Below are 17192 nucleotides of genomic sequence, written 5' to 3'. Positions count from 1 at the left end.
GGCCTCAGGCCAGCACCCAGGTGTCCTTCGCCCCGCCGCCGCGCGAGGAGTTCACGATCATCCCGCCGGGCGGGGCGACCCGCGACAGCGCCGCGGGCAGCACGTCGACCTCGGGCACTCCGCCGGCACCGGGGGACTGCACCGCGAAGACCCGCAGGTCGACGGACTGGGGCTGCAGGGCACCGTCGGTGAACGTGGGGTGGGTGGAGATCCCGACGAGGTCCTGGGCGACCCAGCCGGCCGGGGTGGCCCGGATCGCCTCGGCCACCCGGTCCAGCTCGGCCCGATCGGCGTACGGGCCGATCACGATCCCGGCGCCGCCGTAGCCGTCGACGGGTTTGAGCACCAGCTGGTCGAGCCGGTCCAGGACCTGCTCACGGGCCGCCGGGTCGACGCAGGGCAGCGTCGGCACCGAGGCCAGCACGGGCTTCTCGCCGAGGTAGTAGCGGATCATCTCCGGCACGTAGGCGTAGACCAGCTTGTCGTCGGCGACGCCGTTGCCGGGCGCGTTGCGCAGCGCGACCCGTCCACGGGCCATCGCCGCCCACAGCGCACGACCGAGCGGCCGGTGGTCGGCGCCGCGGGCGGTGGCGAGCTCGTTCTCGTCCATCCGACGGTAGAGGGTGGTGATCCGGCGCCGCCGCCCGCCGCCGACGAGGAACACCGCGCCGTCGGTGACCTGCAGCCGCGCCGGGGTCACCAGCGGGACGTCCATCGCCTCGGCGAGCAGCTGGTGCTCGAAGAACGCCGGGTCCACCTCGCCCGCGGTCAGCAGCGCGGCCTCCCCGTCGGGCCCGTCGGGGTCGCCCGCCGCGAGCGCGGCGCGCAGCCGTTCCGGCACGTCGTCGAGGTGGCGGACCTCCGACGGCGACTCGAGGTCGGGCAGCACGCTGCGGATCAGCCGCCGGCTCATCATCGAGAACCCGATGCCCGACGGGACCCGCAGGTTGTCCTCCAGCACGACCCAGCCGTCGGCGTCGTCGCGGACCAGGTCGATGCCGCCGACGGCGATCCGGACGGCGTCCGGGGGCACCAGCGCGCCGGAGCGGGTGCGACCGGGGGCCTGCTCGACCACCGACCCCGGGACGACCCGGTCCCGCACGATCTCGCGGCGGCCGTAGACGTCGCGGACGAAGCACTCGAGCGCCCGGATCCGCTGCTCCAGCCCGGACGCCAGGTGCGCCCAGTCCTGGGCCTCGATGATCCGTGGCACCAGGTCCAGCGGGAACAGCCGCTCGCCGTCGTCGCCGGGCTCGACGCCGGGCACCGGGAAGGTCACCCCGCGGGCGCGCTGCTCGGTGCGCAGGGCGGCTTCCGCCGCGGCCAGGCCGCGCGGGCCGAGCCGCTCCAGGGACCGGAACAGCCAGCCGTAGCCGGGCCGGACGGCGCCGGTCGCGTCGACGGCCTCGTCGTAGCGGGGCGGGACGTAGCCGTGCAGCAGCTCCGGCGCGGACGGCACGGTCTCCGCGGGGGCCGACGGCGGCCGCTCGCCGTGCGTGCGTGCCAGCAGGTCGTCGACGACGTCGGCCAGCGAGCCGCGACGCCCGAAGGCCCGCCGCTGCGCCGCCGCGCCCGACCCGCGGGCCAGGACGCCCTCGGCGAGCTCGGCGACCTGGTCGTGGTCGCCGACCTCCTCCAGCCACGGCCGCAGCTCCTCGACCAGCCCGCGCAGCTGCATCGACGGGGAGCTCAGCGTCGGGGGACCGCCGGGGGCCCGGCCGATGTCGACGAGGTCGCCCTCCAGCCCGGACCGTGCGGCCCGCCACCCGGCCGCGCGCAGCAGTTCGTACCGGGCGCGGGGCAGCGGCCTGCCCGCCTCGGTGTCGGCGCGGGCGCGGGCGACCAGGGCACGGAACAGTCCCGCGACCAGCACGACGTCGTCGACGTCGGGGCAGGCGTCGCACAGTCGCAGCTCGACGGTCGGCAGGTGCGCGCTGGGGCGGACGTCGAAGTAGAGCATCCCGGCGTCGCTGATCGTCCCGGACGCGATGAGCTCGTCGATCATCGCGTCGTACTCGGCGGCGGTGGTGACGTCACCGGGTGGTCCCGCGGTGGGCCAGCGCTGCCAGATCATGCTGCGGTAGCTGGCGTAGCCGGTGTCGTGGCCGCGCCAGTACGGCGAGCTGGCGGTGATCGCGAGCAGGGTCGGCAGCGCGGGCGCGACCCGGCGCGAGACCTGCACGGCGGTGTCGCGGTCGGGGACGTCGACGTGCACCTGCACCCCGCAGATGTGCTGCTCGCGCACCAGCATCTGGTACTCGTGCTGCATCCGCTCGTAGCGGGCGCCGGCCGAGATGTCGTCGCCGGACAGGTCGACCAGCGGCACCGTCCCGGCCGCGACGACACCCAGCCCCAGCGGCTCGGCGGCCTCGCGCAGCCGGTTGCGCAGGCGTCGCACGTGGGCGCGCAGCTCGTCCAGCGACGGGGTCGCGGGCGAGTTGGTCTCGACCAGCGACCGTTGCAGCTCGGGGAAGAACTCCGCCCCGTCCAGGTGCTCCAGCAACCGTTCCGCGTCGGGCGCGGCCCGGCGGTCGGCCAGGCCGACCACGTGGAACTCCTCCTCGACCCCCACCAGCGGCACGTTCCCCACGGCCGGTGACGCTAGGTGGCTCCTGTTACGTCCGTGTGTCCCGCGGCGATCACGCCCGACACTGCGTCGGCCGCTGGGCCGGACGGCGGTACCGAATCGTCTGTCCGGACCAGTTTCCACTGGGTGTTTTCGCTAGCGTGTCCGGATCCGCCGACCCCACGGAGCCGCCATGACCGCCGGCCGCCGCGCGCGGGCCCTGGTCGCCCTGGTCCAGGTGCTCGGGCTCGCCGTGTGGTTCTCCGCGTCCGCGGTGCTGCCCGAGCTGCGCGCCGAGTGGAACCTGTCCGCGACGGCCGGGGTCTGGCTGACGACGTCGGTGCAGCTCGGGTTCGCCGCCGGCGCGGTGGTCTCGGCGGTGCTGACCCTCGCCGACCGGGTCCCGCCGCAGCGGTTGCTCGCGGCCGGCGCGGCCGCGGCCGCGGCGTGCACGCTGCTGCTCGCCGCCGTCGTCGACGGGCCGGTGGCGGCGCTGGTGCTGCGGACGCTGACCGGGGTGTGTCTCGCGCTCGTCTACCCGGTCGGCATGAAGATCATGACGTCCTGGTCGGATCGGTCGCGCCGGGCCCGCGACCTCGGCGTGCTGGTCGGCGCGCTGACCGTCGGGTCGGCGCTGCCGCACCTGATCGGTGGGCTGCCCGGGCTGCCGTGGCGCGGGGTGCTCGCCGGCGCCGCGCTGTGCGGGCTCGCGGCGGCCGCGCTGGCCCACTGGTGCCTGCGTCCCGGACCGGCGCTCGCCCCGGCCCCGCCCCCGGACACCGGCTACGCGCTGCGGCTGCTCCGGGAGCTCGGCCCGCGGCTGGTCGTGCTCGGCTACCTCGGGCACATGTGGGAGCTGTACGCGCTCTGGACCTGGCTGGGCGCCGCACTCGCCGGTGGCGACCCCGGCCCGTCGGAGCACCTGCTGGTGTTCGTGGCGGCCGGTCTGGGCGGCGCCGCCGGCTGCGTGCTGGGCGGCCGCGCCGCGGACCGCTACGGACGCGTCCCGGTGATCGCGACGGCGCTGCTGGTCAGCGGCGTCTGCTGCCTGGTGTCCCCCCTCGTGATCGGCGCGGCGCCCCTGCTGGTGAGTGCGTTCTGTGTGCTGTGGGGCACGGCCGCCGTCGCCGACTCCGCGGTCCTGACGACGGCGACGATCGAGATCGCCGACCCCCGCTACACCGGCACCGCCCTGACCGTGCAGACCGCGCTGGGGTTCCTGCTCACCGTCGCCGGGATCGCGACGGTCCCGGTGGTCGCGGCCGCGGTCGGATGGCAGGCGGCGCTCGTGGTGCTCGCCGTCGGCCCGGCGCTGGGACTGCCCGCGGTGCTCGGACTGCGCCGGCACCTGCCCGCCGCGCCGGCTCCTTCGGTCACCCCCTCGGCCGGCCCCGCCGCGGGCCTTCCGATGGGCCTGCCGACGGTCGAGCTCCCCCGGATCGCGACGGACGACCACCCGACCGCGCCGCTGCCCCGGGTGGTGGCCGGGCCGCCGACCGTGGAGCTGTACCGCCTGCGCCGGGCGGCGGGCGTGGAACCCGACCCGTCCGGTGTCGCCGGCCGAGTCGCGCGCGTGCTGTCCGACCGGTCCCGGGGCGCCGCCCCACCGGCTGCTGTCCAGCCGGTCGCTCCCCAGCCGAACGCAGCCCAGCCGAACGCAGCCCAGCCGGTCGCTCCCCGGCTCGACGGCGTCCCGCCCGACACGGCCCCGTCGGCCGCCCGCCGATCGGGGTGGGGCACCAGTGCGGCTCCGCGACGGCGGGACCGACCGGGCGAGTGACCCCGGAGCATCGGCAGGCAGGCCGCGGCGGCCACCGGGATCGCGGCGCCGGGGCGGAGCCCGCAACGGACCGCACCCGGCCGGTCGTGCAGGGATTCGCTTACCCGGTAAGCGAATCCACTCGAGGGGCGCCGTCACCCGAGGTCGGCGACCCCGAGCGGTGACGACCTGCACCATCGCTCCCGGCTCCCGGCTCCCGGCTCCCGGCTCCCGGCTCCCGGCTCCCGGCTCCCGGCTCCCGGCTCCCGGCTCCCGGCTCCCGGCTCCCGGCTCCCGGCTCCCGGCTCCCGGCTCCCGGCTCCCGGCTCCCGGCTCCCGGCTCCCGGCTCCCGGCTCCCGGCTCCCGGCTCCCGGCACCGCCCGGCTCTCGGCACCGCCCGGCTCCCGCGGCGTGATCGGCAGACCCTTGTTCTGCGAATTCGCTTACCCGGTAAGCGAATTCGCAGAGGGGACATCCGGAACCGCGGCACCGGAACCCCCGGCCGCCCGGGCGATCCGCCGCAGGTCCGTGTGCTGCGCTGCCGCCTCGTCGGGCGTCATCGGGTCGCCGTGCCCGGGCACGAACACCCGGGTGGCGACGGCCGAGGGTGCCGTGCCGACGTCGAGCAGCAGCCCCACGGCGGCCGCCCAGTCCCGGGGGTAGGCGTCCGGCCCGAACGACGGCGGCGCTCCGTTCTCCAGCAGGTCCCCGGCGAAGAGCACGCCCGCGTCGGGGACGTGCACCGCCAGGTCGTGTCCGGTGTGGGCGGGGCCGGGATGCACGAGCTGCACGACGCGTCCGCCCAGGTCGACCGGGTGCACCGAGCCGGCGCGGGGACAGACGGGGCGGTCGGGGAGCACCGGGACAGTGGCGGCGAGCGCGTCGGCCGTCGCGGCGGCGGTCGAGCCGCCTGTGCCCCCGGTGTCTCCGGAGTCGCGGTAGTGCCGGACCCAGTGGGCGCGCTGCGCGGCGGCCGTCGCCAGGAGCGCGCCGGCGCAGCCGGCCTGGGCGTACACCGGGGCGCCGGGGAACGCGGCGGTGCCGAAGCAGTGGTCGAAGTGTGCGTGGGTGAGGGCCACGACGACCGGCAGTGCGGTCACCGCACGCACCGCGGCGGCGAGCTCGGCGCCCTGGGCAGTGTCGCCGCGGGTGTCGATCACCAGCGCCGCGGAGGTGCCGAGCACGAGGCCGGTGGTCAGGTCCAGCTCGTCGTGCCGGCGAGCGAGCACACCGTCGGCGAGCTCCACCCAGCGCCCGTCCGCCCGCTGCCCGTCCGCCCGCTGCCCGTCCATCCGGTGATCCTCGCGCTCAGACCGCGATCGCGGCGGACCGGCCCAGGGCGTCGGTTCCCGGGCCGAGCACCTCAGCGGTCCCACGGGCCACCCGCTCGGCCGTCCAGGCACAGGCCAGGGCGTCGAGGACGTCGTCGAGCCGGGCGGCGGTGGGCAGGTCACCGAGCGACGCGGCGGAGGGGACCCACCCCGACAGCGCCGCGACCCGCTGGCCCGCCCCGCGCGCGGTCTTCTTCGACGCGAACGCCACCGCCGGTGCCATCGTGCGGAACGACAGCTCCGGGTGCGTCTCGACCACCGACGACGGCAGCCGCACCCGCTGGAACTCCCGGATCTTGTCGACGATGTGCCAGGTCTGGAGGCTGATCTTCTTCCCCGTGACGGCCTGGGCGGCGGCACAGGCCTCCTCGTAGGTCTGCGCGTCGAGCACCGGAGCGGGCGGGGTGGGGAACAGCGAGGACCGCGCCCGGCCCAGCCGCGCCGACGCGAGGACCTCGGCCTCGCGCCGCTGCGCACCGGCCGGGACCGACAACGGGATGTCGACCCCCACGGCGTCGCACCCGGCCGTCGCGGCCAGCACCGACGCCGCGTCGGGGACCACCGTCCACCTCACCTCACGTGCTGCTCCGCTGCCGGAGAGCACGCACACCACCCAGCCACCCGGGACCCCGTCCACGCCGCCGATCCGCATGGGGGAGGATCGTGCCCCGTGCGCGTCTACCTGGGCAGTGACCACGCCGGTTTCGAGGTCAAGGGCAAGCTCGTCGAGTACCTGACCGAGAAGGGGATCGAGGCGATCGACGTCGGGGCGCCGACCTACGACGCCCTCGACGACTACCCCGCGTGGTGCATCGAGACCGCGCGGCGCGTGGTCGAGGACCCGACGTCCCTCGGCATCGTGCTCGGCGGATCCGGCAACGGCGAGCAGATCGCCGCCAACAAGGTGCAGGGCATCCGCGCCGCGCTGGCGTGGAACGAGGCCACCGCCACCCTCGCCCGCGAGCACAACGACGCCCAGATCATCGGCATCGGCGCGCGGCAGCACTCGTTCACCGAGGTCGTCGCGATCGTCGACGCCTTCATCGCCACCCCGTTCTCCGGCGACGCGCGCCACCAGCGCCGCATCGACCAGGTCCTCGACTACGAGCGGACCGGGAAGATCGAGCTCCCCGCGTCCTGATCCCGAGTCCTGACCCGGAGCCGAGATGCCCGAGGGACACACGCTGCATCGGCTGGCCCGGCTGCACCGGAAGCTGTTCGTCCGCCGGCCGGTCGGCGTCTCCAGCCCGCAGGGCCGCTTCGCCGCCTCCGCGGCACTGCTCGACGGCGAGGTGATGACCGGCGCCGAGGCGCACGGCAAGCACCTGTTCCACCGCTACGGCCGCGACCGCGTCGTGCACGTCCACCTCGGGCTGTACGGCACGTTCGTCGAACAGCCGCTGCCCGCGCCGGAACCGGTCGGGCAGCTGCGGATGCGGCTGGTGGGGCAGACCCACTACGCCGACCTGCGCGGCCCGACCGCCTGCGAGCTCCTCACCTCGGCCGAGGCCCGCGCGCTGCGGGCCCGGCTGGGTGCGGACCCGCTGCGTCCCGACGCCGACCCGGACACGGTCTGGGCCCGGATCTCGGCCTCGCGCAGCCCGCTCGCGACGTTGCTGATGGACCAGAAGGTGCTCGCCGGCGTCGGGAACGTCTACCGCGCCGAGGTCCTGTTCCGGCACGGCCTGGACCCGCAGCTCCCGGGCCGGGCGCTGGACCGGGGGACGTGGGACGCGATGTGGGCCGACCTGGTCGTGCTCATGCGTGACGGCGTGCGGACCGGCCGCATCGACACCGTCCGCCCCGAGCACGACCCGCGCCGCCGCGGAGAGCCCGGGCGCACGGACCGGCACGGCGGGGAGGTCTACGTCTACCGCCGCGCCGGGATGGACTGCCTCGTCTGCGGGACGCCGGTGCGGCACGCCGAGCACCAGAACCGCAACCTGTTCTGGTGCCCGCGCTGCCAACCGGCAGCCGTCTAGGGAGGCGGCCTAGGGTGGCGGCCGTGGTGGAGCAGAAGCCGATCGAGTGCTGGATGACCGACATGGACGGCGTCCTCGTCCGCGAGGGCACCATCGTCCCGGGGGCGGACACCCTGTTGTCGCGGCTGCGCGACAAGGGCGTCCCGTTCCTGGTCCTGACCAACAACAGCATCCACACCCCCCGCGACCTGCGCTACCGGCTGCAGGCCACCGGCCTCGACGTGCCGGAGGAGTCGATCTGGACCTCCGCGCTCGCCACGGCCGCGTTCCTCGGGGAGCAGCGCCCACAGGGCAGCGCCTACGTGATCGGCGAGGCCGGCCTGACCACCGCGCTGCACGACATCGGCTACGTCATCACCGACCGCAACCCCGACTACGTGGTGCTCGGCGAGACCCGCACCTACAGCTTCTCCTCGATCGCCACCGCGATGCGCCTGGTGGAGCAGGGCTCCCGGTTCGTCGCCACCAACCCCGACGCGACCGGCCCGTCGCCCGAGGGCATCCTCCCCGCGACCGGCTCGGTCGCCGCGATGATCTCCAAGGCGACCGGGGTCGACCCCTACTTCGTCGGCAAGCCGAACCCGCTGATGATGCGGGCCGCGCTCAACCGGCTCGGTGCGCACTCGGAGTCCACGGTCATGATCGGCGACCGGATGGACACCGACATCCTCGCCGGGCTGGAGGCCGGGATGCGCACGGTGCTGGTGCTCTCGGGGATCACCAAGGAGCACGAGATCGACCGGTTCCCGTTCCGCCCGAACCGGGTCGTCTCCTCGGTCGCGGACCTGATCGACGACGTCTGACCTGCGGGGTTGCGAACTACACCGATGTGGTTCACCCTCGAACGCATGTACGGAGAACTGGTGTCCTGGCAGCGGTGCGCCGCCTGCGGCGCGGAGGCCGAGCTCCCCGGTGACGAGACGGCGGGCGTCGCCGTCCCGTGCCCGGACTGTCCCGGCTCGATGACCGAGGAGTTCAGCTGGGACGCGGTCGCGGCCTGAGCGACCCGCTCAGATCTTGAACCCCAGCGCGCTGGGCTCGCCCCGGCGCAGCGCCGCGACGTGCTCGACGACCGTGGTCAGCGAGTGCAGGTCGTGGCCGTTGCGCATGGCCGAGACCAACGCGCGCTCGGCGGCCTCGATGCCCTCGGCGGTCTCGACGACCTCGGCGAGCCGGTCCGGCGCGGCGATGAGCAGCCCGTCGTCGTCGCCGCACACCAGGTCGCCCGGGCTCACGACGAGCCCGCCGAACGACACCATCTCGTCGACGGTGCCGGGGTCGCTCGTGCTGCCCGACGCCGGGCAGGTCCCGCGGGCGAACACCGGCAGCCCGATCCCGCGCAGCCCACGGATGTCGCGGACCAGCCCGTCGACGACGATCCCGGCCAGCCCGCGCCGCTTCGCCTCCGTCGCGAACAGCTCACCGGACACGGCGCGGTGACCACCGGCCCCGGCGACGACGAGCACCGAGCCGGGGCGGGCCGCGGACAGCGCCGCGAACATCGGCAGGTGGTCGTCCACGCACGAGACCGTCACCGCGGGGCCAGCCATCGACACGTCCGGGACCAGGGCCCGGATCGCCGGGTCCACCACGGGCAGCGACTTGTCGGCGTCGCACAGGGAGGACACCTGCAGCTCGCGCAGACGGTCGAGGAGATCGGGCATGGACGTCATCCTGTCGCACCTCCCGCCGTTGCGCGTCGTCGAGCGTCGGCGGCGCGCGCGGCGATCTCCGAGCGGCGCACCTTCCCGGCGTCGTCGCGCAGCGGGTGGTCGACGACGTCGATGCTCCGTGGCTGTTTCGCCCTGCTCAGGCGTCCGTCGAGGAACTCGCGGAGATCGTTCTCGATGCCCGGTTCGGCCTGCACCACGGCGTGCACGACGTGCCCGTAGTCGGCGTCGGGCAGCCCGACGACGACGGCGTCGCGCACCCCGGGGTGCGCGGTCAGCGCGGCCTCGACCTCGGCCGGGTACACGTTCGCGCCGCCGACGAGGATCATGTCCGAACGTCGGTCGGCCAGGTACAGGTAGCCGTCGGCGTCCAGCGAGCCCATGTCGCCGAGTGACTCCCAGCCGTCCCGCTCGCGCGCGGAGGCACCCAGGTAGTGGTACGTCGGCGCCCCGCCGGACCGCATCCAGATCTCGCCGGTGACGCCGGGGCCGAGCTCGCGGCCGTCGTCGTCGCGGACCGTGATCTCGCCGCGGGTGACCCGTCCGACCGAACCCGGGTGGGCCAGCCAGTCGCGGCCGTCGATCGCGGTACCGGCCTGGGACTCGGTGCCGGAGTAGATCTCGAGCACCGTCTCCGCGCCGACCCGGTCGATCCAGCCGCGCTTGACCTCCGGCGGGCAGGGCGCGCCGACGTGCAGCACGGTCCGCAGGGTGCTGAGGTCGCAGGCGGCCCAGTCCGCGTCGGGCAGGCGCAGCATCCGGCTCATCATGGTCGGCACCGCGTAGAGCCAGGTCACGCCGTACGCGGGGATCATCGACAGTGCCCGGGCGGCGTCGAACCGGCCCATGAGCACGACGTGGTGGCCCTGCAGCAACGCCATCAGCGTGAACATGAACGGGGCGTTGTGGTGCAGCGGTGCGGTGCAGCCGAACACGCCGTCGCGGTCGATGCGCAGCCCGTCGGCGCGGGCCAGGACCTGTTCGACGCAGGCGGCCTGACCGGCGACGATCACCTTCGGCGTGCCGGTCGACCCGCCCGAGGTGGGTGCCTTCCAGCTCGGCCCGATCACGTCGGGGAGCGGGCCGTCGGGGTACCCGTCGGCGTCGACCGGGGTGTCGACGACGAGCGCCGGCGCGGCGACCGCGAGCACCGCGTCGCGCTCGGCGGCGGGCAGCCGGGCCGACAGCGGCTGGGGCACCGCACCGATCTTCCACGCCGCGACCGAGCACTCGAGGTGCGCGGCGGTGTTCGGCAGCGCGATCGACACCAGGTCCCCGCGCCGGACCCCGCGGTCGGCGAACGCCCTGGCCAGGAGGTTGGTACGGGCGTCGAACTCCGCGCGGGAGCGCACCACGCCGGTACCGTCGGGGCTGTCCTCGGTGACCATGGGGCGGTCCGGGTCGGCGGCGACGAGCGCGCGCAGCCGGGCGGCGAGCGCGGTCGCGCCCGCGGGCACCTCGGGCTCGGGGAAGCGAGGTACGGGGGCAGGTGCGGTCATGCGGTCCTCCCGGTCGTTCCGGTGACGGCGGGGTCGAGCCGCTCGTCGTCGGGGACCGGACCGCGGGCGAGCACGTACCGGGCCGCCGCGAGCGAGACGAGCACGATCACCAGCGAGTACCCGACGACGGGCGCGATCGACCCGGTCGCGGCCAGCAGCGACTGCCCCACCAGCGGAGCGGTGCCACCGAACAACGTGCCGGCCAGCGCGTAGGACAGCGAGATCGCGGTGTAGCGCATCCGGGCGGGGAACGCCTCGGCCAGCATCCCGGCCAGGATCGCGTAGTACATCGTGTGCGGCAGCGTCGCGAGCGCCATGCCCAGCGCGGCCAGCCCGAAGCTCCCGGTGGAGATCAGCCAGAACATCACCGGGAACAGCGGGAGCTCGATCAGCAGCAGCGCGGTGACGACCGTCCGCGGGTTCCACCAGGTCGCCATGAACGCCCCGATCGGCTGCGTGAAGAACTGCACGGTGGAGCTGATCAGCACGACGTTGAGGAACACCTGCCGGTCGAATCCGAGGTCGTTGACCGCCCAGGACAGGGCGAACGTGTTCTTGAAGTACGCCGCCGCGGCCACCAGCGCGCACGCACCGACCGAGACGACCACCAGCGTGGTCCGTTCCCGGAGCAGCTCCGCGAGCGGGAACCGTGCCGTCGTGCCCCGTGCCCGCATCGCGACCAGCGCGGGGCTCTCCTCGATCCGCAGCCGGATCACCAGCCCGACGACGACCAGCGCCGCGGACACGAGGAACGGCACCCGCCACCCCCAGGAGAGGAAGGAGTCCTCCGGCAGCATCGCGACGAGCGCGAACGAGCCGGTGGCGAGCATCTGCCCGGCGGGGCTGCCCTGCTGGGCGAAGGCGCCGTAGAGGATCCGGCGGTTCTTCGACGCGTGCTCCGAGGCGATCAGCACCGCGCCGCCCCACTCGCCGCCGACCGCGAGACCCTGCACCAGCCGGGCCACGACGAGCAGGACCGGTGCGAGGACGCCGATGTCGTCGTAGACCGGGAGCAACCCGATCGCGAGCGTGGAGACCCCCATCAGCAGCAGCGTCGCGACCAGGGCGGTCTTGCGGCCGAGCCGGTCACCGAGGTGGCCGAAGACGATCCCGCCGACGGGCCGGGCGAGGAACCCGACCCAGAACGTCGCGAACGAGGCCAGCACCCCCGCGGCGGGGGAGGCGTTCGGGAAGAACAGCGGCCCCAGCACCAGTGCCGCGGCGGTGCCGTAGATGTAGAAGTCGTACCACTCGATGGTGGTGCCGACGAACGAGGCGATACCCGCCTTGCGGCGCATCGACGGTGTGCTCGTGCTCAACCCGGTGCCCCCTTGCACTCGTCGCGCGCCCACGCCGTCGTGACCGCCGCCACGCAACGGTAGAACAGCATTGCGACGTCATCGGGACGCTCTGGCTTCCGTTCCTGTCGGGCGGTCGACATGATGGCGCGGTGGAGCTACGGCAGCTGGAGTCGTTCGTCCTCGTCGCCGAGGAGCTGCACTTCGGGCGGGCCGCGGCCCGGTTGCAGGTCTCGGGACCGCCGCTGTCCCAGCAGATCCGCCGGCTCGAACGGGAGGTCGGCACGACGCTGTTCGACCGGCACACCCGTGCCGTCGCGCTCACCCCGGCGGGCACGGCGTTCCTGCCCCGGGCCCGTCGCGCCCTCGCCGCCGCGGACGAGGCGAAGGAAGCCGCCCGCGAGGCGGCCGCCGGCGGGACCGGGTCGGTCCGGCTCGGGTTCGCCGGGCCCAGCTCGAACGCCTGGCTGTACCGGACCGCCCGCCGGTTCCGCGCGCACCGTCCCCGTGCCCGGCTGGTGCTGGTGACCGGCCGGTTCTCCGGTGAGCTGGCCGAGGACCTGCGCGCCGACCGGGTCGACGCCGCACTGATCCGCACCCCGGTCGACGCCGACGGCCTGGTCGTGCACGAGATCGACCGGCACCGGCTCGTCGCCGCGCTGCCCGAGGAGCACCCGCTCGCCGGGCGGGAGGTGATCGGCCTCGCCGAGCTGGCCCACGACCCGTTCGTCGCTTATCCGGCACGTCGGATGGCCGTCATGCGGACCTCGGTCGACGCCGCGTGCCTGCACGCGGGGTTCCTGCCGCGCATCGAGCAGGAGGCCCCCGAGACCCACACCCTGCTGTCGCTGGTGGGTGCCGGTGTCGGGGTGGGGCTGGCGCTGGAGGCGACGGCCGAGCTGCGCACGCCGGGGGTGGTACTGGTGCCGCTGACCGACCCGCCGGAGGTGCCGCTGGCGCTGGCGTGGAAGGCGGGCACGGTGAACCCGGTGCTGGCGGCGTTGCTGCAGGCGGCCGGTGTGGGTGGGGCGGCCGTGCGGGGTGTCGGGTCGGGCTGACACCCCGCACGGCCGTTCTGCCTGCTCAGCCGCCGACGCCGGCCCGGGCCATGTAGTCGATCATCGCCTGGTCCGGGCCTCCCGCCGCGGCCACCTCGCCGGGGTTCTCGTCCCGCAGCCGGTACAGCTGCCGGCGCAACGACTCGTCGCCGTGGTGGAAGGCCGCCAGCAGCTCCGACCACCGCGCCGCGAGCGCCTGCACGCGCGGCTCCGACGGGTCGGTGCCGGCGTCCATCTCGGCCCGGACGGCGGCGATCAGCCCCGGCCACGCGGCCGCGGTCGTCTCGCCCTCGGCACGTCGCGCCCGGAGCGCGGCGACCTGCTCGGGAGTGAAGTACTGCGCGAAGGTGTCGTTCACCCTGCTCACCTCGTCGATCATCATCAACACGTCCGACGGGTCGGGGTCCGGAGCCTCCCGGAGCCGGTCGACGACCGCCGCGAGCGTGCCCCGCAGGGCGTGCAGCGCGGCCAGTCTTGCGTCGACCTGGTTCAGGTGCGCGGTGAGGACCTCGGCAAAGGACCCCGACGACAGCAGCCCGCCGATGGCGTCCAGCGGCAGCCCCAGCTCCCGCAGAGCGACCACCTGGTAGACGCTGCGGACATCCTGGTCGTCGTAGACCCGGTGACCCGAGGACGTCCGTGCCGACGGCACGACCAGTCCCCGCTCCTCCCAGTGGTGCAGGGTGCGCACCGTCAGCCCGGTCGCCCGGGCCAGCTCGCCGACCTTCACCCCGTGCCCCTCCCCGTCGCACCGCCACGTCGTGGCGGCATGATGGACGGTGCCGCCTCACGTCGCGTGAGGTGCAAGCCCCGACCGGCACCGTTCTGCCGCGACACGCCGGACTTGGCGACACGCCGGTCACGAATTCACCCCCGCGGGTGGTCGGGCCCCGTCCACGGGTCGGGCATCCCGTCACGCTTCGCGTCCGTCGCCCCGTCCGTGGGGACGGAGGGTGTCCGGCGTCCAGGACGAACCCGTTCCGTCCGGTTCACACCACACGTTCGGTACCCGTGGTGACCGTGTCACCCGGTGGTGTCGTTCGCGTATCCCCGCCGGTGAGCACCTGCCTACTGTCCGCTTGCCGTGACGCACAGGCGTCCCGGTGGTGCTCACGGGAATCGTGAGGCACGTCCGTCCCACCGGACACGATCGGGGAGAACGACATGCGCAGGAAGCTCGCGGTCACCGGCGTCGCCGTCATCGCCACCATGGTGGCCTTCAGCCCGCTGGCGTCGGCTGCGCCCGCGCCGAAGGACGACGACGGTGACTCCTTCGTCCAGGACGTCGGCAACACCAGGGGCGACCAGTTCGGCCTGGTGAACCTGGACGACGTCAACGTCCTCAACAACGCGAACATCTGCCCGGGCATCAACGCGACCCTGGGCAACGTCCTCGGGATCCTCGGTGGCGGCGCGGCCCAGACCCGGGACAACCCCACGAAGTGTGACTGACCCGCACACGCCTCCGCCCCCTGCACCCCGCCACGGGGTGCAGGGGGCGGTTCCGTGCCGGGGTGGGATCAGTGGAAGACGTAGTCCGACGGCTCGACACGGCGGGTGCGCTCGTCGTACTCGCGCATGTAGCCGGGCCAGTTGGTGACGATCCGCCCGGTGTCGTCGCGGTACCAGGAGTCGCACCGGGTCCACGCGGTGCCGGGGAACCGGGCCTGGATCTCCTCGTCGTAGGCCCGCTCGACCTCGGGGCGGACCTCCATGCCGGACGCGCCGCGCCGGGCCGCCTCCTGCAGGGCCTCGCGGACGTAGCGGACCTGGTGCTCCAGGTACCGGATGATCGAGCCGCCCGAGGTGTTGGTGTTGGGGCCGTAGAGCACGAACAGCGACGGGAACCCGGGCACGGTCATCCCCAGGTAGGCGTGCGCGCCGTCGGACCACTCGGTGCGCAGCGACCGCCCACCCGGACCACTGATCTCCATCGGGAACATGAAGTCGGTCGCCGCGAAGCCGGTGCCCCAGATGATGGTGTCGACCTCGTGCAGCGTGCCGTCCTCGGTGCGCACCCCGGTCGGCTCGATCGCGGCGATCCGCGACGTCTCGACCTCGACGTTGGGCCGCTGCAGCGCGGGCAGCCAGTGTGAGCTGAACAGGATGCGCTTGCAGCCGAAGGTGTAGTCCGGCCAGACCTTGCGGCGGACCTCCGGGTCGCGCAGCTGGGCCCGCATGAACAGCGTCGACCAGAGCCGCCCCAGCCGTCCCCAGGTGGCGGGGTGGCGGATCATCAGCGTCAGCGTCTCGCAGTACTCGGTGATGAACCGACGGCGCGCGGCCTGCAGGCCGGGCACCCGGGCGATCGCGGCCCGCCACCACGCCGGGAACCTCCGGTTCCGCCGCGGCAGGAACCAGTTCCCGGATCGCTGGAACACCGTCATGTGCCCCACCTCGGGGGCGATCGCCGGCACGAACTGCACGGCGCTGGCGCCGGTCCCGATCACGGCGACGCGGCGTCCGCGCAGGTCGTGGTCGTGGTCCCAGCGCGCGGAGTGGAACATCGTCCCGGTGAAGGAGTCGACTCCGGGCAGGTCGGGGGAGACCGGCCGGTTGAGTTGCCCGGTCGCGACGATCAGCACGTCGCAGGTCCAGGTGCGGCCGTCGTCCGCGGTGACCGTCCACGGTCCGTCGGCCTCGTCGCGGCGGGCGTCGACGATCCGCACACCGGTCTGCACCAGCTCGTCGATCCCGAACTCGGCGGCGACGCCGCGCAGGTAGGCCAGGATCTCCGGCTGCGGTGAGCAGAGCCGCGACCAGTCGGTGCGCTGGGCGAACGAGTACGAGTACAGGTGGCTCGGGACGTCGCAGGCCGCGCCCGGATAGGTGTTGTGCAGCCACGTGCCGCCGATGCCGTCGGCGGCGTCGACGATCGTTACGTCGCGGATGTCGTGGGCGCGCAGCTCGATCGCGGCAGCGATGCCACCGAATCCGGCGCCGACGATGAGAACGCTCGGTGCGTGCATGGGACCTCCCTGTCGCCGCCGGTCACGGTAACGATCGCCCGCGGGGCCCCGGGGGCCCGTCCCGGCCCGCGCGGGCCGTCTGCCACCTCACATTCCGGACACGTGCGGGGCGGCGCGGATCGGAGCACAGTGGAGGGTGAGAGGCCGACACCGGGCCGGCCGGGAACGGAGCACAGTGATGAGCACCGTCGTCGTCGGCGTGGACGGATCGGACGCGGCCCTGGACGCCGTCGCCCGGGCGGCTCGCGAGGCCGCCACCCGGCACGCCGACCTGCTGCTCGTACAGGCCTTCGACGTGGCCCGTCTCTACGCCGACGCCGCCGTCGCACCCCTGCTCGACGACGTCGAGACCTCGATCCGCGAGGAGTCCCGCGCGACCCTCGACGCGGCCCGGCACACCGCCGCGCAGGCCGCACCCGAGGTCGCGGTCGACCTCGCGGAGGACCGGCGGGCGCCGTCGACGGCGCTGGTCGAACGGTCCGCCACGGCCGAGCTGCTGGTGCTCGGGTCCGCCGGGCGCGGTGCGATGGGCACCGCGCTGGGATCGGTGACCCTGGCGGTGGCCTCGCACGCCCAGTGTCCGGTCGTCGTCGTGCGCGGCACCTCGTCGGAGGGACCGGTGCTGGTCGGCGTCGACGGTGGTCCGCTGTCCGACGCGGCCCTGGAGCACGCCTTCGCCGCGGCCTCCGAGCACGGCACCGGCCTGGTCGCCCTGTACGCCTGGCACGACGGCCGCTCCCCGGCACTGCGTGCCGCCGGGGTCTTCGACCGGCTGCGCGACGCCGAGGAGCGCGCGCTCGCCGAGCGGCTCGCGGGCTGGTCGGAGCGCTATCCCGACGTCGCCGTGGAGCGGGTGATCGAGCGCGAGGAGCCGGGGCGGGCGCTGGCCCGGCGCAGTGGTGCGGCGCGGCTGGTCGTCGTCGCCACCCGGGGTCGTGGCGGGTTCACCGGGCTGCTGCTGGGGTCGACCGGTCTGGCCCTGGTCCAGCGTGCGGACTGCCCGGTGATGCTGGTCGGTCCGGCCGCCGCGACGTGAGCGCGGCGCCCCACGTCGGGTGC

Annotated in this window: 16 protein-coding genes; 8 read left to right on the top strand and 8 right to left on the bottom strand. The window is 74.5% G+C overall.

Going from position 1 to position 17192, the window contains the following annotated elements:
- Positions 1-4: 4 nt before the first annotated feature.
- Entirely contained in the window at positions 5-2590 is a 2586-nt protein-coding gene (locus Ae717Ps2_RS20300; RefSeq protein ID WP_075310774.1) for a carboxylate--amine ligase/circularly permuted type 2 ATP-grasp protein, read from the bottom strand.
- 169 nt (positions 2591-2759) lie between these two features.
- Here Ae717Ps2_RS20300 and Ae717Ps2_RS20295 point away from each other — a divergent pair, with 169 nt between their 5' ends.
- On the top strand, positions 2760-4346 hold the full coding sequence (locus tag Ae717Ps2_RS20295; protein WP_075333770.1) for an MFS transporter: 1587 nt from the start codon (positions 2760-2762) through the stop codon (positions 4344-4346).
- Between the two features lie 423 nt (positions 4347-4769).
- Here Ae717Ps2_RS20295 and Ae717Ps2_RS20285 read toward each other — a convergent pair whose 3' ends face one another.
- The gene (locus tag Ae717Ps2_RS20285; RefSeq protein ID WP_075310778.1) at positions 4770-5618 is read right to left on the bottom strand and encodes an MBL fold metallo-hydrolase; all 849 of its coding nucleotides are present in this window, start codon (positions 5616-5618) and stop codon (positions 4770-4772) included.
- Between the two features lie 16 nt (positions 5619-5634).
- A complete protein-coding gene (locus Ae717Ps2_RS20280) occupies positions 5635-6309 on the bottom strand; it encodes a DUF429 domain-containing protein (RefSeq protein ID WP_075310780.1) in 675 nt (224 codons plus the stop codon).
- An 18-nt stretch (positions 6310-6327) separates the two neighbouring features.
- Here Ae717Ps2_RS20280 and Ae717Ps2_RS20275 point away from each other — a divergent pair, with 18 nt between their 5' ends.
- The 4 genes from Ae717Ps2_RS20275 to Ae717Ps2_RS37405 all read left to right on the top strand — a co-directional run bounded on the left by Ae717Ps2_RS20275 (position 6328) and on the right by Ae717Ps2_RS37405 (position 8640).
- On the top strand, positions 6328-6798 hold the full coding sequence (locus tag Ae717Ps2_RS20275) for a ribose-5-phosphate isomerase (protein WP_020626091.1): 471 nt from the start codon (positions 6328-6330) through the stop codon (positions 6796-6798).
- Positions 6799-6823: 25 nt separating this feature from the next.
- Entirely contained in the window at positions 6824-7639 is an 816-nt protein-coding gene (locus Ae717Ps2_RS20270; RefSeq protein ID WP_020626092.1) for an Fpg/Nei family DNA glycosylase, read from the top strand.
- Positions 7640-7701: 62 nt separating this feature from the next.
- Entirely contained in the window at positions 7702-8442 is a 741-nt protein-coding gene (locus Ae717Ps2_RS20265) for an HAD-IIA family hydrolase (RefSeq protein ID WP_198932332.1), read from the top strand.
- 45 nt (positions 8443-8487) lie between these two features.
- Positions 8488-8640, top strand: coding sequence for a hypothetical protein (locus Ae717Ps2_RS37405; RefSeq protein WP_158071523.1), 153 nt, complete (start codon positions 8488-8490; stop codon positions 8638-8640).
- Positions 8641-8649: 9 nt separating this feature from the next.
- Here Ae717Ps2_RS37405 and Ae717Ps2_RS20260 read toward each other — a convergent pair whose 3' ends face one another.
- The 3 genes from Ae717Ps2_RS20260 to Ae717Ps2_RS20250 are packed head-to-tail and all read right to left on the bottom strand — an operon-like array spanning position 8650 to position 12127.
- Positions 8650-9303, bottom strand: a complete 654-nt coding sequence (locus tag Ae717Ps2_RS20260; protein ID WP_020626095.1) for an RraA family protein — start codon at positions 9301-9303, stop codon at positions 8650-8652.
- A 5-nt stretch (positions 9304-9308) separates the two neighbouring features.
- Positions 9309-10808: an AMP-binding protein gene (locus Ae717Ps2_RS20255; RefSeq protein ID WP_083695193.1), complete on the bottom strand. Its 1500-nt coding sequence runs from the start codon at positions 10806-10808 to the stop codon at positions 9309-9311.
- A complete protein-coding gene (locus Ae717Ps2_RS20250) occupies positions 10805-12127 on the bottom strand; it encodes an MFS transporter (RefSeq protein WP_083695191.1) in 1323 nt (440 codons plus the stop codon). The genes Ae717Ps2_RS20255 and Ae717Ps2_RS20250 overlap by 4 nt, the downstream gene beginning before the upstream one ends.
- A gap of 131 nt (positions 12128-12258) precedes the next feature.
- Here Ae717Ps2_RS20250 and Ae717Ps2_RS20245 point away from each other — a divergent pair, with 131 nt between their 5' ends.
- Positions 12259-13164, top strand: a complete 906-nt coding sequence (locus tag Ae717Ps2_RS20245; RefSeq protein ID WP_075333769.1) for a LysR family transcriptional regulator — start codon at positions 12259-12261, stop codon at positions 13162-13164.
- A gap of 25 nt (positions 13165-13189) precedes the next feature.
- On the opposite strand, the gene Ae717Ps2_RS20240 is transcribed toward Ae717Ps2_RS20245, so the two are convergent.
- The gene (locus Ae717Ps2_RS20240) at positions 13190-13894 is read right to left on the bottom strand and encodes a MerR family transcriptional regulator (RefSeq protein WP_075310790.1); all 705 of its coding nucleotides are present in this window, start codon (positions 13892-13894) and stop codon (positions 13190-13192) included.
- Between the two features lie 434 nt (positions 13895-14328).
- Here Ae717Ps2_RS20240 and Ae717Ps2_RS20235 point away from each other — a divergent pair, with 434 nt between their 5' ends.
- Positions 14329-14616 carry a hypothetical protein gene (locus Ae717Ps2_RS20235; RefSeq protein WP_020627158.1) on the top strand — a complete coding sequence of 96 codons (288 nt, stop codon included), beginning with the start codon at positions 14329-14331 and terminating at the stop codon, positions 14614-14616.
- A 68-nt stretch (positions 14617-14684) separates the two neighbouring features.
- Here the strand turns inward: Ae717Ps2_RS20235 and Ae717Ps2_RS20230 are convergent, their stop codons facing one another.
- On the bottom strand, positions 14685-16133 hold the full coding sequence (locus tag Ae717Ps2_RS20230) for an NAD(P)/FAD-dependent oxidoreductase (protein WP_075310792.1): 1449 nt from the start codon (positions 16131-16133) through the stop codon (positions 14685-14687).
- A 178-nt stretch (positions 16134-16311) separates the two neighbouring features.
- Here Ae717Ps2_RS20230 and Ae717Ps2_RS20225 point away from each other — a divergent pair, with 178 nt between their 5' ends.
- Positions 16312-17169, top strand: coding sequence for a universal stress protein (locus Ae717Ps2_RS20225; RefSeq protein WP_075333768.1), 858 nt, complete (start codon positions 16312-16314; stop codon positions 17167-17169).
- Positions 17170-17192 lie beyond the last annotated feature (23 nt).

The sequence above is a fragment of the Pseudonocardia sp. Ae717_Ps2 genome (assembly GCF_001932475.1).
Taxonomy (GTDB): Bacteria; Actinomycetota; Actinomycetes; order Mycobacteriales; family Pseudonocardiaceae; genus Pseudonocardia.
Note: the sequence above shows the minus strand (reverse complement) of the source record. Positions and strands in the feature narration are given on the sequence as shown.